Annotated in this window: 11 protein-coding genes and 4 tRNA genes; 9 read left to right on the forward strand and 6 right to left on the reverse strand. The window is 43.1% G+C overall.

What is annotated here, in order from left to right; genetic code table 11:
* The first annotated feature begins 313 nt into the window (after positions 1 to 313).
* On the forward strand, positions 314 to 1,216 hold the full coding sequence (locus R7E42_RS07075; protein ID WP_167416008.1) for a LysR family transcriptional regulator: 903 nt from the start codon (positions 314 to 316) through the stop codon (positions 1,214 to 1,216).
* Positions 1,217 to 1,598: 382 nt separating this feature from the next.
* Entirely contained in the window at positions 1,599 to 3,305 is a 1,707-nt protein-coding gene (gene dld, locus R7E42_RS07080) for a D-lactate dehydrogenase (protein ID WP_033907024.1), read from the forward strand.
* Positions 3,306 to 3,446: 141 nt separating this feature from the next.
* Here the strand turns inward: dld and R7E42_RS07085 are convergent, their stop codons facing one another.
* The 4 genes from R7E42_RS07085 to R7E42_RS07100 all read right to left on the reverse strand — a co-directional run bounded on the left by R7E42_RS07085 (position 3,447) and on the right by R7E42_RS07100 (position 7,857).
* Positions 3,447 to 3,755 carry an AzlD family protein gene (locus tag R7E42_RS07085; protein WP_017820198.1) on the reverse strand — a complete coding sequence of 103 codons (309 nt, stop codon included), beginning with the start codon at positions 3,753 to 3,755 and terminating at the stop codon, positions 3,447 to 3,449.
* A complete protein-coding gene (locus tag R7E42_RS07090; protein ID WP_017820197.1) occupies positions 3,752 to 4,483 on the reverse strand; it encodes an AzlC family ABC transporter permease in 732 nt (243 codons plus the stop codon). Before R7E42_RS07090 ends, R7E42_RS07085 begins: the two co-directional genes overlap by 4 nt.
* Before the next feature lie 311 nt (positions 4,484 to 4,794).
* Positions 4,795 to 6,024, reverse strand: a complete 1,230-nt coding sequence (gene alr, locus R7E42_RS07095) for an alanine racemase (RefSeq protein ID WP_047101038.1) — start codon at positions 6,022 to 6,024, stop codon at positions 4,795 to 4,797.
* Between the two features lie 201 nt (positions 6,025 to 6,225).
* Entirely contained in the window at positions 6,226 to 7,857 is a 1,632-nt protein-coding gene (locus R7E42_RS07100) for a methyl-accepting chemotaxis protein (RefSeq protein WP_005375988.1), read from the reverse strand.
* A gap of 550 nt (positions 7,858 to 8,407) precedes the next feature.
* On the opposite strand from R7E42_RS07100, the gene R7E42_RS07105 reads away from it, so the two are divergent.
* The 4 genes from R7E42_RS07105 (at position 8,408) to R7E42_RS07120 (ending at position 10,820) form a co-directional block, all read left to right on the forward strand.
* Positions 8,408 to 8,494, forward strand: a tRNA-Leu gene (locus R7E42_RS07105).
* A gap of 36 nt (positions 8,495 to 8,530) precedes the next feature.
* A tRNA-Cys gene (locus R7E42_RS07110) sits at positions 8,531 to 8,604 on the forward strand.
* Between the two features lie 307 nt (positions 8,605 to 8,911).
* Complete coding sequence (amyS, locus tag R7E42_RS07115; protein WP_167416010.1) at positions 8,912 to 10,435, forward strand: alpha-amylase; 1,524 nt, start codon at positions 8,912 to 8,914, stop codon at positions 10,433 to 10,435.
* 130 nt (positions 10,436 to 10,565) lie between these two features.
* On the forward strand, positions 10,566 to 10,820 hold the full coding sequence (locus tag R7E42_RS07120) for a hypothetical protein (RefSeq protein WP_005375990.1): 255 nt from the start codon (positions 10,566 to 10,568) through the stop codon (positions 10,818 to 10,820).
* A 74-nt stretch (positions 10,821 to 10,894) separates the two neighbouring features.
* On the opposite strand, the gene R7E42_RS07125 is transcribed toward R7E42_RS07120, so the two are convergent.
* Complete coding sequence (locus tag R7E42_RS07125) at positions 10,895 to 11,683, reverse strand: lipase family protein (RefSeq protein WP_005375991.1); 789 nt, start codon at positions 11,681 to 11,683, stop codon at positions 10,895 to 10,897.
* Positions 11,684 to 11,752: 69 nt separating this feature from the next.
* The gene (locus tag R7E42_RS07130) at positions 11,753 to 12,682 is read right to left on the reverse strand and encodes a CHAD domain-containing protein (RefSeq protein WP_167416011.1); all 930 of its coding nucleotides are present in this window, start codon (positions 12,680 to 12,682) and stop codon (positions 11,753 to 11,755) included.
* Between the two features lie 301 nt (positions 12,683 to 12,983).
* Here R7E42_RS07130 and R7E42_RS07135 point away from each other — a divergent pair.
* The 3 genes from R7E42_RS07135 to R7E42_RS07145 all read left to right on the forward strand — a co-directional run bounded on the left by R7E42_RS07135 (position 12,984) and on the right by R7E42_RS07145 (position 15,844).
* A tRNA-Leu gene (locus tag R7E42_RS07135) sits at positions 12,984 to 13,070 on the forward strand.
* A gap of 36 nt (positions 13,071 to 13,106) precedes the next feature.
* Positions 13,107 to 13,180, forward strand: a tRNA-Cys gene (locus tag R7E42_RS07140).
* A 981-nt stretch (positions 13,181 to 14,161) separates the two neighbouring features.
* Positions 14,162 to 15,844, forward strand: a complete 1,683-nt coding sequence (locus R7E42_RS07145; protein ID WP_213874409.1) for an Ig-like domain-containing protein — start codon at positions 14,162 to 14,164, stop codon at positions 15,842 to 15,844.
* Positions 15,845 to 15,877 lie beyond the last annotated feature (33 nt).

Raw genomic sequence — 15,877 nt, forward strand, 5'->3', positions numbered from 1 at the left:
ACACTAGCTCAGTTGGTAGAGCGCAACCTTGCCAAGGTTGAGGTCACGAGTTCGAACCTCGTGTGTCGCTCCAAATTATTCAGATATGGCCATGGCGGTATCTCGATGCCAAGTGCATCAACTTAAAACCAGCGAAAGCTGGTTTTTTTTGTATCTGAAGACTGATAAATTCATACCATCTCTTTTTCATTACCTGTGAGCTTAGCAACCCCATCTCTGTCACGAGTTTCTGATATTAAGTGTGACCTGGTGTTTCGCACCTCAACCAATTTCAGTTTACAATACGCGCTTCCAAAGTATTTGACGAAGACGCATGAGAAATACCGACGATTACATCATTTTCTATCACTTGATCGAGCAAGGTTCATTTAGTGCTGCTGCGAGACATATGTCACTGACTAAATCGGTCGTCAGTAAACGCATTGCCAAGCTTGAACAAGAGCTTGGTGTACAGCTTCTCTACCGAACAACGCGAACGCTAACGTTGACTGAAGCAGGACGAGCGTTTTTTACTCATGCAAAAGCGGTTTATCAAGCGGTGGCAACGGCGGAAGAATCCATTGTGGGTTTAGGTAAAAACTTATCTGGAAACATTAAAATTTCGGTGCCTACTATCTCTGGTGAATTAATTCTTCCTCAAGTGATTAATGAATTTAATCAGAAATACCCAGACATCAATATCGATATGGATCTAGATAATCGTTTCGTCGATATTGTGAATGAACGTTTTGATTTGGCAATTAGAACGGGTGTGTTGCCAGATTCTAGTCTGATTGCAAGAAAGCTGGTGGATGCGAATTGGATCATTTGCGCGTCACCCCAATACCTAGCTAAACATGGCCTACCTAAACAACCTCAAGCCTTGGCTAAACACAATTGTTTAGTCTATTCCTACCAAGAAACCGGAGCGCATGAGTGGGCGTTTAAAGATGGAGACGAGGTATATCAAATCACCGTCGACGGTAACCTCTGTACCAACAATTCTTCTGTATTGAGAAATGTGGCGCTGTTAGGGCAGGGAATCATCTATGTACCGCGTGTATTGGTTTATGAAGACTTAAAGCAAGGCAGTCTGATTCAGTTATTTAAAGACGAAACCGCCAAATGTTTGGGTATTTATGCGGTGTATCCTTACACTCGTCAACAACCAGAAAAAATTAAGATCTTCATTGATCATCTATACACAAGCTTTCAAAGTCAAAACCATCGATTTTAAGCCAATAACTCAACACCGATCGTTATATTGGTGTTGAGCTTATGTTTCCATCTTCATTTCTAAGAATCCTCTTAAATTTAGGGGCTTACGCTTCTCCTCGTTTTCTTCACTAATATTGATAACAAGATACCCCGCACAACTGTTAACAAATGGTTTTGCTATTGTTTCTTTTAAGAAACGGTCTGTTTCTTACGTTAAATTTCTCAAATGTGAAAGATAAGTGACAGAAAAATAAAGAATTATTTTGTTTGTTGTTTATTGATTACGTATTGGTCGTCCGTCTGACATAGACGCAGAGAAATGGACTGCTTATAGTGGCTCAAACGCCATGCCTGCCGCTAAGCGGTGTTGTGAGCGAAGTACAATAACTAGAGATACGGATATGAAACAAAAGCAGCTGATTGAAGAATTTAAAGCCATCGTTGGGGAAGAAAATGTTCTAACCGACGAGGTTAAAACGAAATATTACCGCTCGGGGTTTCGTTCGGGTAGTGGTAATGCGCTTGCTATCGTGTTTCCTAACACTCTTCTGGAACAATGGAAGATTATTAAACAGTGTGTTGAAGCAAACTGCATCATTATCATGCAGGCGGCTAAAACAGGTTTAACAGAGGGCTCGGCTCCGAGTGGTAATGATTATGATCGCGATGTGGTTGTGATCAATATTACCAAAATCAAGAAGATTCACTTATTAGATGGTGGTAAGCAGGCGGTTTGCTTGCCTGGTGCGAGCTTACACTCTTTGGAGAAAGAGTTGAAGGCAGTGAACCGAGCACCGCATTCTATCATCGGTTCTTCATCGCTAGGTGCCACTGTGGTCGGTGGTATCGCTAATAACTCAGGCGGTGCGCTAGTTAAGCGTGGTCCTGCTTATACGGAACTGGCGATCTATGCGCAGGTGGATAAGCAAGGCCAGTTACATTTGGTGAACCACCTTGGTATTGAAGGATTAGGTGAAACGCCAGAAGAAATTCTAACAAACCTGCAAGAAGGGAACTTTGACCCAGCGAAGATCATTCATGATGAGCGAATGGCGTCAGACAAAGAATACGATGAACGTGTTCGAGACGTGACTTCTGACATTCCTTCTCGCTTTAATGCCGATGAACGCCGATTATTTGAAGCCAGTGGCTGCGCCGGTAAGTTGGGGGTTTTTGCCGTTCGGGTGGACAGCTACCCAGTCCCCGAAAAAGAGCAGGTTTTTTACCTTGGCACCAATGACCCTGCGAAACTAACGAAGTTGCGAAAAGACTTCTTATCTACGTTTGATAACTTGCCTGAGATGGGAGAATACTTGCATCGAGATATCTTCAACATGGCAGAGAAGTACGGCAAGGATGTGTTCTTATCCATCGACTTGTTAGGCACAGATAAGCTACCAAAAATGTTCGCACTTAAAGCTAAGGTAGAAAATTTCTTAGAACGCATCCCGTTTGTCAGTAAATATCTACCAGACACCATTTTGTACTACGCGAGCAAGTTGTTCCCACAACATTTACCAGAGCGAATGCTGGATTTCCGTGACAAGTATGAGCATCACCTGGTATTGAAAATGAGTGATGGTGGTATTGCTGAAGCACAAAAATACCTCAAAGAAGTTTGGGCTGTTGAAGACGACTGTGATTTCTTCGAGTGTACGCCGGAAGAAGGTAAAAAAGCTTATTTACATCGCTTTGCAGCAGCAGGTGCAGCAATTCGTTACGAGACGATTCACCGAAAAGACGTAGAAGACATCGTTGCACTTGATATTGCATTGCGACGTAATGATGAAGAGTGGCTAGAAACTTTGCCTGAAGAGGTAAGTAAGAACCTTGTTCAAGCGCTCTATTATGGTCACTTTATGTGTTACGTCTTCCATCAAGATTACATTTTCAAAAAAGGGACTGACACGAAGTTGATGAAAAAGCTGATGCTTGAGCACCTCAATAGCCGTGGTGCCAAATACCCAGCAGAACATAACGTGGGTCACTTGTATGAAGCCGAAAACTCGTTGCAGAAGTTTTACCACGAATTAGACCCAACCAATACCTTTAACCCTGGTATTGGTAAAATGGACAAATATAAGCGCAATTGTAACTGCTGTGCGTAATGTGCTGTCTCTCCATGATTAATAATCGTTGTTCATCGTTAAAATGATGGGCATAAGATAAGCCCTGATGACACTCGTGACATCAGGGCTTTGTGTTTTGGGTCTTTTTATTGATGACTGGTATCGGCGTTGAAACAGCGACTAAAGAGCACGTACTGCAGCGGCGGCGATGATGCCTGCTGCAATTGCGGGTAGAGGCTTTTTCACGATGAACATGACAACGGCAGTAGAAAACAGTGCTGCTCTAGCACCATTATCACCCTCTACTGCTAGCGGAGCTAAAAGCGCAACCAGTACGGAACCTGACATCGCAGTAATGAAACGTTGAACCCGTTCGCTAATTGGAATGAATGACATAACATACACTCCGCCCCAGCGGGTTATGAGCGTGACTAACGCCATAGCGATGATGATAAGCAGTGTGCCACCTAAGGTTGTTTCGATGTTCATGCTTTCTTCTCCTTCCAACAAGCACCCAAGACTCCGCCAGTAATGGCGCCAACCACTACGTGGCTATTCTCTGGCAAATACCAATACGCCAACATAGAAGAGGCTGCTGCTATGGCCCAAATAGCAAAGATTCTTAAGTCTTTCGGCCCGGCCACCACCATAGACAGCAGGAAGCATCCCATAACCATATCGAGCCCTAGGCCCACCGGATCTTTGATTGCGCTACCAAAATAAATGCCGATCCAGGTGCCCACAATCCAAAAAGACCACATCGCTAAGCCGCCACCAACAAGCAAGCCAAAGCCTGGTTCTTTTCTACCAAATGCATTGAGTGCCATTGCCCAGTTAGCGTCTGATGCTACCAGCATTACACCGTAACGTTTTGTTGGTGGGAGTTGTCGTAACCATGGATAAAGTGTGGCTCCCATCAAGAGGTGACGAGCATTAATCGCAAATACAGTAATAAGTACTGGAATGAGAGGGACTTCTGCTCCCCACATTTCTAACGTGGCAAATTGTGAAGCACCGGCGAAGACCAGTGTGCTCATCAACATAGTGGGAAATACATCTAGTCCAGTCTGTACGGCAGCAACACCGAAAGCGAGGCCAAATATGACCACGAACATAGAGAGGGGTAAAAGTTGGGTGAATCCGTTCCAGACGTCAAGCCGATTAAATTCGTGCAACTCAGTGGAGGAGCGTTGAAGATGTTGAGTATTTTCTGTCATAGAGATACCTAGCTAGCAGGCAAAGGGGCAGTGCCATACGAGTGTGTTTGTTATTCTTTTGTAAACTTCATGTTTAACATCAATTAGAGGGGCTTTCAAACACTAAGTGCTATATAAAATTGAGCCATCCAAGCGGCTTTAAGAAACAGAGTGTAGAGAGTCGCACTTGGTAGTGCTAAAGGAGAGTAAAACAACAGAAATAGTAAGCTCTGTTCAATTGATAACATCACGAGCTAGTACAGATTAGTAAATAAGAAAGAAAGCGAGCACGAGGCTCGCTTTTTCGCTCTGTTACGAATAACTGAATAGGTTTATTTTACGTAGACACGAGGGTTCGCGCTTCCCCAAACCGTGTATAGTTCAGGGAAGATGACTTCTGCGTGTTTTTCCATCTCAGCAGCTGAAATCGTTTTGCCTTGTTGGGAGCCAAACAAAACAACTTCAGAACCAGGCTCAACATCTTTGATACCTGTAACATCTACCATTGTAGTGTTCATTGAAGCAACGCCCGCAACTTTTGCACGTTGGCCATTGATCAGAACTTCTGCTGTATTCCCCATTTTTCGTGGATAACCATCAGAGTAACCAACAGGAATGTTCGCCATTAAGCTTTCTTTGCTTGTTGTGTAGCTGCTGTCGTAACCGACTGTGCTATTTTTTGGAAGGTGGTGAACGGATGCCACGCGTGTTTTGAAAGACACGATAGAAGGGTACTCAGGGTTAGTTGGTAAGTCTCCGTATAAAACGCCACCAGGACGAACCATATCAAGCTGGGCCTCAGGAACATTAAGCGCGGTGTAAGAGTTTGCTACGTGCAGTAAAATGTTGTCGCGTTTTAGATTCGCTTCTTTAATCAGCCATGCAGAACTGTCTTTGAATGAAGCTAACTTTTGGCGCACGTCGTCTGCATTGTAGTTAGGGAAATGAGTCATGATACCAACAATACTAACGCCAGCTTGTTGAGCGATTTCTAGCGCTTCTTTCTTGCCCGCTTCTGTCGTCATATCAACACCATTACGTCCCATACCACCGTCGTTCAGAGCAAGGTGAACTTTGATTTCTTTACCAGCTTTCTCGGCTAGTTTAGACAGTGCTTTAGCTTGCTCTGCTGTGCCTATCAACTCTTCGACATTTAGGTCGATTGCGGCTTCAATCTCGCCAATATCCGCTGAGCGTACACGCATGAGTTGGCCTTTAAAGCCACTGTCGCGAACAGTTTGTGCTTCGGCGTTACTTGCAACGGCAACGCAAGGAATTTGTTGTTCGATAATAGTCGGCATCAGGCCTGCGATACCATTACCGTATGCGTCGGCTTTCATCACGGCGCAGATTTTCGTTTTGCCATCCATGTGCGATTTAAACTGCTCAATATTATCGCGGAACTGACCTAAGTTTATTTCTAGCCAAGCGTTAGCACCTTGAACTTGCTCTGCTTTTGCTGCTGTATTGCTAATTTGAAGAGGAGCGGCAGTGGCTTGCATTACAGGAACCGCGATTGCAGCAGCGATAGTCAGTGATAGTAAGGTTTTATTTAAGCGCATAAAGTCTCCGTACGCGTTTTTTGTATTGGTTATGTTATTGAGTACTTGGGGAAAGTACCTGACGAAGTAAAACGCTCCAAGTGGTGCTTTGGAGCGTTTATTAAGATAGTGATTTAATATATACCTAAATATACCTCAGTGATGACATTCAATTTAAGCAAATCGGGATTGATTTGATATCTACTAAGGTATCCACTGAGTTTAACTCAGTTTAAAGCGGCTCATTACATCTTTAAGAGAAATGGATAGCTGGCTTAGTTCGCGGCACGCCTGTGCGGTTTGCTCCGAACCTTGCGAGACCTCTTGAGATGCCAAATGTATGTTTTCAATGCTGCGGTTAAGCTCTTCTGCAACAGAGTCTTGCTGGTTACAAGCCGTGGCGATTTGGGTACCCATGTCTGAGATGTCCGAAATCGAATGCTCAATGTCGCTCATCAGCTGTTTTGATTGAATGCCTTGTTCTGCACATTCTGAAATACTGGTTCTAGAAAGTTCAGTGGCTGATTTTGCGTCTTTTGCAAGTGATTGTAGCTGCTCAATGATCGAAGTGATTTCACTCGTTGAATCTTGCGTACGGCCGGCAAGAGTTCGAACTTCGTCTGCAACGACGGCAAAGCCACGACCAGACTCACCAGCACGCGCCGCTTCAATGGCTGCATTAAGTGCAAGTAGGTTGGTTTGATCGGCGATGTCGCGGATAACATCCACGATCACGTTAATTTTATTCGATTGCTGTTCAAGCTCTGCTACGGTATCGCCTGCAGCGCCAATTACGTTTGAAACTTCTTGAATCGCGTCAACCATACCTTGGGTTTCACGAACACCGTGTTGTGTGCGGCGGTTTGCTTCGTTAGCTTGGTTCGCTGAGTCTTCAGTGTTACGAGCAACATCGGCTACGGCCGCTTTCATTTCTGTCATTGCTGTTGCGATGTGCGTAATTTGCAGCTGTTGATCTTTCATACCAGACGCAGAAATATCGGAGATTTGGTTCATCTCTTCGACAGCGCTGCTTAACTGAGTAACTGCAGCAATCACATTATCGATAACTTGGCGTAAGTCGTCTTGCATCTTAGTGGTCGCGTCTGCCAGTTCACCAAGCTCGTCATTGCCGATTGCTTTACGGTCAATGTCACTTGATAGATCACCTGTCGCGATGGCATTTGCTTGCTCAACAACAAGTTTAAGTGGGCCACAAATTAGGCGAGTCAGCACGTATGTCATGCCTACCATGATCAGTAGAATAATCACGTTACTTGCAATTGAAGAATTACTCAATCCATTTACAGAGGACAGGATATGAGTTTTGTTGCTATCCATAGCTTCTTTAAGGAGACGGATTAGTTCGCCTAACTCTGAGTCAACCGCTTCGAAAGCAGACAAGGAGTTCGCCAAAATAGGGTGGGCCTTGCTTTTGTCGTTAGCTAGCATCGCTTCATTGTACTGGTCCATAGTAACCAAGTACTTTTTCCATTGACGCATAAGACGCTGGTAAGTTTGCTGCTCTTCGCCAGGCCAGATAGTTTCACCGTAAGCGTTGAGCTCTCTAGTGATCTTTTCGCGTTCTCTAATATTGTTAGAAATTTTAGTTTTGACTTGGTCTGCGTCTTCATAAGTGTACGCAGCAAATTGAGCTCGGCGCCAGCGAGACAAGTGATCTCGAATCGAATCGACCCTTTCCATTGCAGGAAGCGTATCGTCGGTATAGTTTAAAAGCTCAGATTTGATGCTTTTGAGCTCTGTAGATAAAAATACGCCAAATGCAATGTTGACGATGGCAATGAGTAAAAACGATAGCGATATCTTTTTCGCTATAGAAAGATTCTTGATAGACATTAGTGATATACCTTGTTTTTCTTATGTTGTGTCGCCAAAGTAAACCACATCCTTATATGTGATATATGTCCATTAAATTACTGCAACTCGTGTAACGTACCATTATTTATTGATATTTTCGATAATGAATTGAGCTTTGTTTGAAAATAAAAAAAGTCAATGATTTTATAAAGGTACGACCACATTCGATATAAAGTTATCGGTAACAAAATATGATGTTCTGTACGCAGTCGTGCCAAGAGCAGGGAATCAAATTGTTACAGATGTTACAGCGGTGAAAAGATCAGCGTTCATAGCGTGATAGTCGCGTGTTTACCTCGAAGCAGTTTCGGACACTAGTATGCGTATGACTTAATAGACAATGAAAGGGAACGGGTGCTTATTGGTCTAATTGAATGCCAAATATACTAGACAGATCGCTTTTTAAGCACTTAAATCAAAAAGATAAAATTTATTGTTGACCAGATAAATTAATCCGTTAAAGTACGCCTCGTTCTCACGGCAAAGGTCGCTGAGACAGATGGTGTCTAACCCATCGCATGATTGCGTTGCCCTGGTGGTGGAATTGGTAGACACAAGGGATTTAAAATCCCTCGGCGTTCGCGCTGTGCCGGTTCAAGTCCGGCCCGGGGCACCATCAGAATCTTTGGTGACAGAGATACAAAATCAGAAAGGCGCCTTGGCAGAGTGGCTATGCAGCGGATTGCAAATCCGTGGACCTCGGTTCGACTCCGGGAGGCGCCTCCACTATTTCGAAAGCCAGTCTTAAATGACTGGCTTTTTTCGTTTTTAGTCCGCCTTTTCGTAACCCTTCGCGCTTTCCTAAAGTCTCCCATGTTTTGATCACCATTCAATATTTTTAACGCGCTACTCATTGATTTTATAAATGTTAGACAACTCAATAATTGTATAGTGTGATTGGTGATAGTTTCTCTTCGATTGTAATCCGAGCTTTTTGTATTACAGGCAGCAACCTAGCTAGCGTCATAGTTAGTATCGCTTGGTGCGTATATACAGAAAGGAGGATTCTAGTCCTCAACGTGAGAGAAAAATAATGAAAACATTCAACCTTAAACCTACACTTTTACCCTTAACTTTGCTGCTCAGTTCGCCTGTAATGGCGGCACAAAATGGCACCATGATGCAGTACTTCCATTGGTATGTGCCAAATGACGGTGCACTCTGGACACAAGTTGAAAACAACGCGTCGGCACTATCTGATAACGGCTTTACTGCGTTATGGTTACCGCCCGCCTATAAAGGTGCTGGTGGTAGCAACGACGTCGGTTATGGCGTTTATGATATGTACGATTTGGGAGAGTTTGATCAAAAAGGTTCGGTGCGCACCAAGTATGGCACCAAAGATCAGTACCTAAGCGCCATCAATGCTGCCCATAAAAACAATATCCAGATTTATGGCGATGTGGTGTTCAACCATCGCGGTGGTGCGGATGGAAAGTCTTGGGTTGATACCAAGCGAGTAGATTGGAACAACCGAAATATTGAACTTGGTGATAAATGGATTGAAGCGTGGGTAGAGTTTGATTTCCCTGGGCGCAACGACAAGTACTCAAACTTTCATTGGACGTGGTACCACTTTGATGGCGTGGACTGGGACGATGCTGGCGAAGAAAAAGCTATCTTCAAATTCAAAGGTGAAGGTAAGGCATGGGATTGGGAAGTTAGCTCGGAAAAAGGCAACTACGATTACCTTATGTATGCTGATCTAGACATGGATCACCCTGAAGTGAAGCAAGAGCTGAAAGACTGGGGCGAGTGGTATATCAACATGACGGGTGTCGATGGGTTTAGAATGGACGCGGTGAAGCACATCAAATATCAATACCTGCAAGAATGGATTGATCACCTACGTTGGAAAACAGGGAAAGAACTTTTCACGGTCGGAGAGTACTGGAACTACGATGTGAATCAGCTGCATAACTTTATCACCAAAACCTCTGGCAGCATGTCTTTGTTTGATGCACCGTTACATATGAACTTTTATAATGCGTCTAAATCGGGTGGTAGCTACGATATGCGTCAAATCATGGATGGTACGCTGATGAAGGACAATCCAGTCAAAGCGGTTACCTTAGTAGAAAACCATGACACTCAGCCTTTGCAGGCGTTGGAATCAACCGTTGATTGGTGGTTTAAGCCGCTCGCTTACGCATTTATCTTATTGCGTGAAGAAGGTTATCCATCCGTGTTTTATGCAGATTACTACGGCGCGCAGTACAGTGATAAAGGGCATGACATCAATATGGTCAAAGTGCCTTACATTAAAGAGCTAGTAACACTGCGTAAAGATTATGCCTATGGCAAACAACATTCTTATCTCGACCACTGGGACGTAATTGGTTGGACTCGAGAAGGTGATGCAAATCATCCACATTCAATGGCCGTGATCATGAGTGATGGACCTGGCGGCTCGAAGTGGATGTATACGGGTAAACCAAGTGCTCGCTACGTAGACAAGTTGGGTATCCGAACTGAAGACATTTGGACTGATGCGAATGGTTGGGCTGAGTTCCCAGTAAACGGCGGATCTGTCTCGGTTTGGGTTGGCGTTGAATAATCCATTCCTGTGATTTTGATACAGAGTAGGCAATTCTTAATAAAACTTTTCAATGAATCAATGTGTTATTTGATATTCATTCAACAAATGAGTAACTTATATTTGAGCATAATCTAGAGGAAGATAAAGAATGGAATCTATTGCTGATGTATTGGTTGTGGCTATTGTGTTCGGTGCCATATTTGGGGGCGGGATAATAAAGTTAATCTTGAACCATCGTAAAGAAGTAAGAGCGTTGGAGATATCTGAACGTAATACGATGAGCCGAGAAGAACAAGATAACCTTAACAAGCAAATTGGTGACTTGAAGCGACGTGTTGAAGTGTTAGAGCGAATTGTCACAGATAACAAATATCAACTTGAAAAAGAAATTGCCTCTCTGTAGATCACCACTTAATCGTAAAGCCGGCGAAGTCCGGCTTTTTCGTGTCTGTACGTCATACCTTTCGGATGTTTAACTCAGCGTTCATCAAAAAAGTCTTTGTCGCGAATGTATTTACTCATAAAGTGATAAGAGAACGGTCGCATTAACCAACTAAATAAGGAGCGCCCAAGCCGTATGAGCGTTGGGGTGTTCTCGTATATTCTCCCGTTATATAACCATAGCATTTTGCCTACATGCCAATACAAAAAAGGTACGGGCGGCATAAAGGTCACGATGTCGATGTCGCAACAAATCCTGTATGTTTTGTGCCCCAAACGGTAGCGTTTCTTAAACGTCCAATCCCCGACAGCGGGCTGTCCGAAAGTGACCACGCGTTTAATGCTTTTTGGGTATTTTTTCTCAATATAGTCAGCAAAAACACTGCCAATCGCGCCACCTGAAGAGTGGCCAGTAATAGTGATTCTTTTCCCCCTGAGAATAAGTGGTACAACGATACCTTCGAGGCGTTCGATCACGGTCAACCCTAACCGATCTTCATTCCGGCTCGGTAAACTTTCTTGGAACAACAGATGATAGAAACCCGCGTGAATGCGATAGTTTAGTCCCAACCTTCGACAGCTTCTCGTCCACATCGCGAAGTTCAACAACCAATCACTGATACTGTGTGAGCCTTTAATCACTACGACCACTTCACTCTGTTTTTTACTCCAGAGCACGCGAATCATAATCTTACCGTGTTCATTTCTAATGACTCGTTGCCCATTAGGATCGAACCCGTATTGAGTTTGCCTGAAGACGCGAGGGTAGGCGAGATTACAAAGCACCGCATAGCGCTCGTATTGGTATCGTTTTAATGGTTTCACGTTAACTTTCTTAGTGGAGCCTAACGGTTGACTGTAATTAATGAATATTAAAAATACGTGAACCTTGATTTAGGGTCGGTAGAGATTCTGTGTATTGGTATCGCGAATGAAAGACTCAAACTGGCTTAAATGCGTCAAGATGGTTTGGCGAGAGAGTTCATGATGTTCGCTAAGTACGTTAATTAGCTTTTTCAAAGCCTTACGATCTTGTTTATTGAGATTTGCTGTCTCTTTGAGTTGTGCGAAAAATTCAATTTGACTTGAAGTGTCGTTAAAGTCACCGAGCTTGTCTTGCAATAGTTTTAGTTGTTTCACGTTGTTTTTGTGCTGTTGGGAAGGATAGAGCGTGGAAAATCCTTCTAACAAATAACGCAGCGCTTTGCACTTTATCCGCATCGAATGAATCACACTGTCACGACTTTTGTCCGAGATCTTGCGTCGTGCTTTATCAACTTTTTTAAATTGATCGGAGATTTTTTGGCTTGCGAAGAGTAACGCAGGTACGTTGCTATCCACTCGTTCGTGTTGCGTACTTCGCAGCAGACTATTCCTGACCAAAGTGCAGTGCGTTGTGTATTCTTCTGTAGCTAGCCAACGCGTAACTTTTGCCTGTTCGTAAGCACGTTCGGCTTCGATAAAGCCAAAAAGCTGCTCAAGAGACGATTTGTGGTTTGGGAGCATTTCAATGTATTGTTTTTTGCCCAAGATAAATACGTCTAAATCACGCAGCTTATTTGTTTTCTTCATCATTATTTTTAAATGAGGTTTCAAAATACTCAGTTCAAAAGGAGGTATCAGTTCGCGAAGTAGTACGCATAGTGAGCGTATGCGCCTTAGTGTGACGCGATACTGGTGTGTATATTCAGGATCCAAGTCTTCGATGATTCCCAGCTCCAGAGAGCGTGCATAATCAAATTCACTAAGGAAGAAGTAGGGCACTACGAAGTCGAGTTCGGAATCAGTATGTAGCGGTAATTGAAATGATGACTTTCGAAACATGATGAGCGCTTATTTGTCCCCTGCAGTACGAGTTAAGTTTATACCCATACTGCCAATTTGTGCGACTTGTCGATTCCTCATTGACATGAAGTGATGAAGCAAAGTAAACGAGAGCAAAGCATGCTGATGTTCTTGTGAGCAAAATGATCGCCCTTTGTTCGTTTGAGTTGACTTTTTAACCATTTGAATAAAAGAGACTAATTTTTTGTTGACCAGATAAATTAATCCGTTAAAGTACGCCTCGTTCTCACGGCAAAGGCCGCAGAGACAGATGGTGTCTAACCCATCGCATGATTGCGTTGCCCTGGTGGTGGAATTGGTAGACACAAGGGATTTAAAATCCCTCGGCGTTCGCGCTGTGCCGGTTCAAGTCCGGCCCGGGGCACCATCAGAATCTTTGGTGACAGAGATACAAAATCAGAAAGGCGCCTTGGCAGAGTGGCTATGCAGCGGATTGCAAATCCGTGGACCTCGGTTCGACTCCGGGAGGCGCCTCCACTATTTCTAAAAACCGGCCTTGTGCCGGTTTTTTACTATCTGGTATTGTCAAACTATTCTAATACACATTTATTATTGAATAATTAATTTTTGTACAAATACCAACCTCAATTATCAGTTAATCACTCTTTAACAGGTTTTCCTGAATTGCTATCTATAGCGTTATATTATCAATGTGATTTTAGTTCAATATTGAAAATAAAGTTGTGCATATATCCTGCTTGTTTCTCTATATGTCTCTAGTTGATATTGCACTGTATCGCTCAGTCTGTCTTTTAATCGAGTATAAAACTAGGTGAGCAAAAAACTTTCACCACTTTAATTTAACGTAAATTTAACAATTAAAGATGGATAATATTACTCATGAGTTGTTGAGGTATATTATTAGAATGACTCGCTATTAAGTTAATGAATTTAAAGGTTATAACTTTATGCGATGAAATTGAGATTGTTTTAGTTAAATTTATAATTGTTTGATTTTTAATGATTTAAATTGGCTGTAGTGCAAGTGATTTATTAAGGTCATTGTTGAATACAAAGGCTGTTCATATAAAACAATCATAAGATTATTTTAAGTAACTGACAAAAATGGATAAATTTATTATTACACAAACTTAACCTAAATTACTTATCACTCTGGTTGAATTTTGACCGGTTGCTTTGCTATGATTCCGGCTCTTATATTTTTGGTGGTTATCCTTTTATAACCATGTTGATGTATATAGGAACATATTTGGCTTTATAGGCTAGGGCATTTTATTTCCTAAAATTTATATTATTTTACCCTACCATTTCTGCTTATATTGGCGGGAAGGTGAACTCGTTATTAAATTAAAATTAGGTGAAGCAGTGATAAAAAATATTAAAATAAATAGAACAATCCTAAATAAAGGGTTGTCATTTTTATTAGTAATATTCGCTTGTTTACAGAGCATCCATTACGCCAGTGCAGCAGGAAGTACGACGGGACAGCAAAATACATTGGTTATCCTGCTGAACTTCAAAGAAAACCCAAATGAGCAGCCATTAACTTTGTCAGAGGCAAATAATCTAATCTTTGGCACAGTAAATGACTTCTACCGTGAAAGCTCTTTTGAGCAAATGTGGCTGTCTGGGAAAGTCGTGGGTTGGTTTAATTTACCGTTGTCTAATCAGGTTTGTGATTTTGCCGCTGTTCAAGATGCAGCGGATCAAGAAGCCATCGCAGCGGGAGTGAAGCTTGAAGAGTACGATCGTATTGTTTACTTGATGACAAAAACGGCATGTGGTGTCGCTGGATCCGCAACTATTGATGGCATGCCTTCACGCGCGCACATCAATGGTGATTTTTCTCCGATGAACATCGCTCATGAGCTTGGACATAACTTTGGTTTGCATCACTCTCGTGCTCTTGATTGTGGCGAGCATACGCTTTCAGACAACTGTACGTTGCGTGAATACGGTGATACCTATGATGTAATGGGTGGTCCAGACATCGGCTATTTGAATACTTTCCAGCGCGAGCGACTAGGATGGCTAGAGGGAGAGCACGCTTCAAAGACACTGGAAGTTACTCAAAATGGTACATACTCCATCGCGAATTACGAGACGACTAGTGCTCAGCCAGTTACGATAAAAGTACCTCGTGGTACTGATCCTTCTACAGGTGCAAAAAAATGGTTTTACATTGAATACCGCCAGTCTATTGGGTTTGACGACTTTTTAGATGCTCGTTCTTACTCGTTCTATCGTGGGGACGTTACGGATGGCATCATCATTCGAAGCGCTGTAGAAGGCGATGGGCGCAGCAGTAATCTGCTTCACTTTAAAACTGATTCTGAATATCGTGCGGTTTTTGGCCGAAATGACTGGTTTGACCCATCTATGCCGGTCGGTGGTAGCTATACTGACCCAGACTCAGGTGTAACATTGAGTTTGGTGAGTGCAGCGAACGGCATCGCCGAAGTAAGCGTTGTCTTTGACGACTCTGACAACGGTAATATCGGGACTTGTACTGTTAATGCTCCATCAGTGACTGCGAAAGCTGCAACAAGCCACTCGGTTGCAGCCGGCGATGAGGTTCAATATCAGGTCACTATTACTAACAAAGATAGTGCAGATTGTTCAGCGAGCAGTTTTTCTGTGAACGCGTCAGTGCCAACTGGTTGGAAAGCAAGCAGCAATGCAATCACGCTAGCAGCAGGTGGAACCGGACAAGTAATGATATCAGTCGTATCTTCGGTTGACGCTAGTGATAAAGACTATGCTTTGAAGATGATCGTGACGCACGGAGAAGACTCAAGTCTGCAAACCGCAGCATCCGTGAATTACTCTGTAACCAATGAAATCTCGCCATCACCAGAGCTCGTTGCTGTTGATGATCAGGTGACTATGTCTTCGAAACAGTCGGTGATTATCGATGTGATGGCAAACGATGTTGTTGGAGAGCAAAACTCTGCAAGCGTGGTTTCTTTTACTAGACCAAGTAAGGGGCGACTAGAGCTGTTATCAGATGGCACCCTGCGTTACACACCTGAGAAGAAATTCAAAAATAATGACAGCTTTACCTATACCATAGGTGATGGTCAAAGCAGCTCGACCGCTCAGGTCTCAGTGAAGTTAGAGTCCTCATCTGGTGGCGATTCTGGCAACTCTGGTAACAATGGAAAAGGTAAGAATAAATAGAACGATATAGTTCGAAAGAAAACGCCTGACGAG

Source organism: Vibrio sp. Vb1337, from assembly GCF_033338715.1.
Lineage (GTDB): Bacteria > Pseudomonadota > Gammaproteobacteria > Enterobacterales > Vibrionaceae > Vibrio > Vibrio alginolyticus.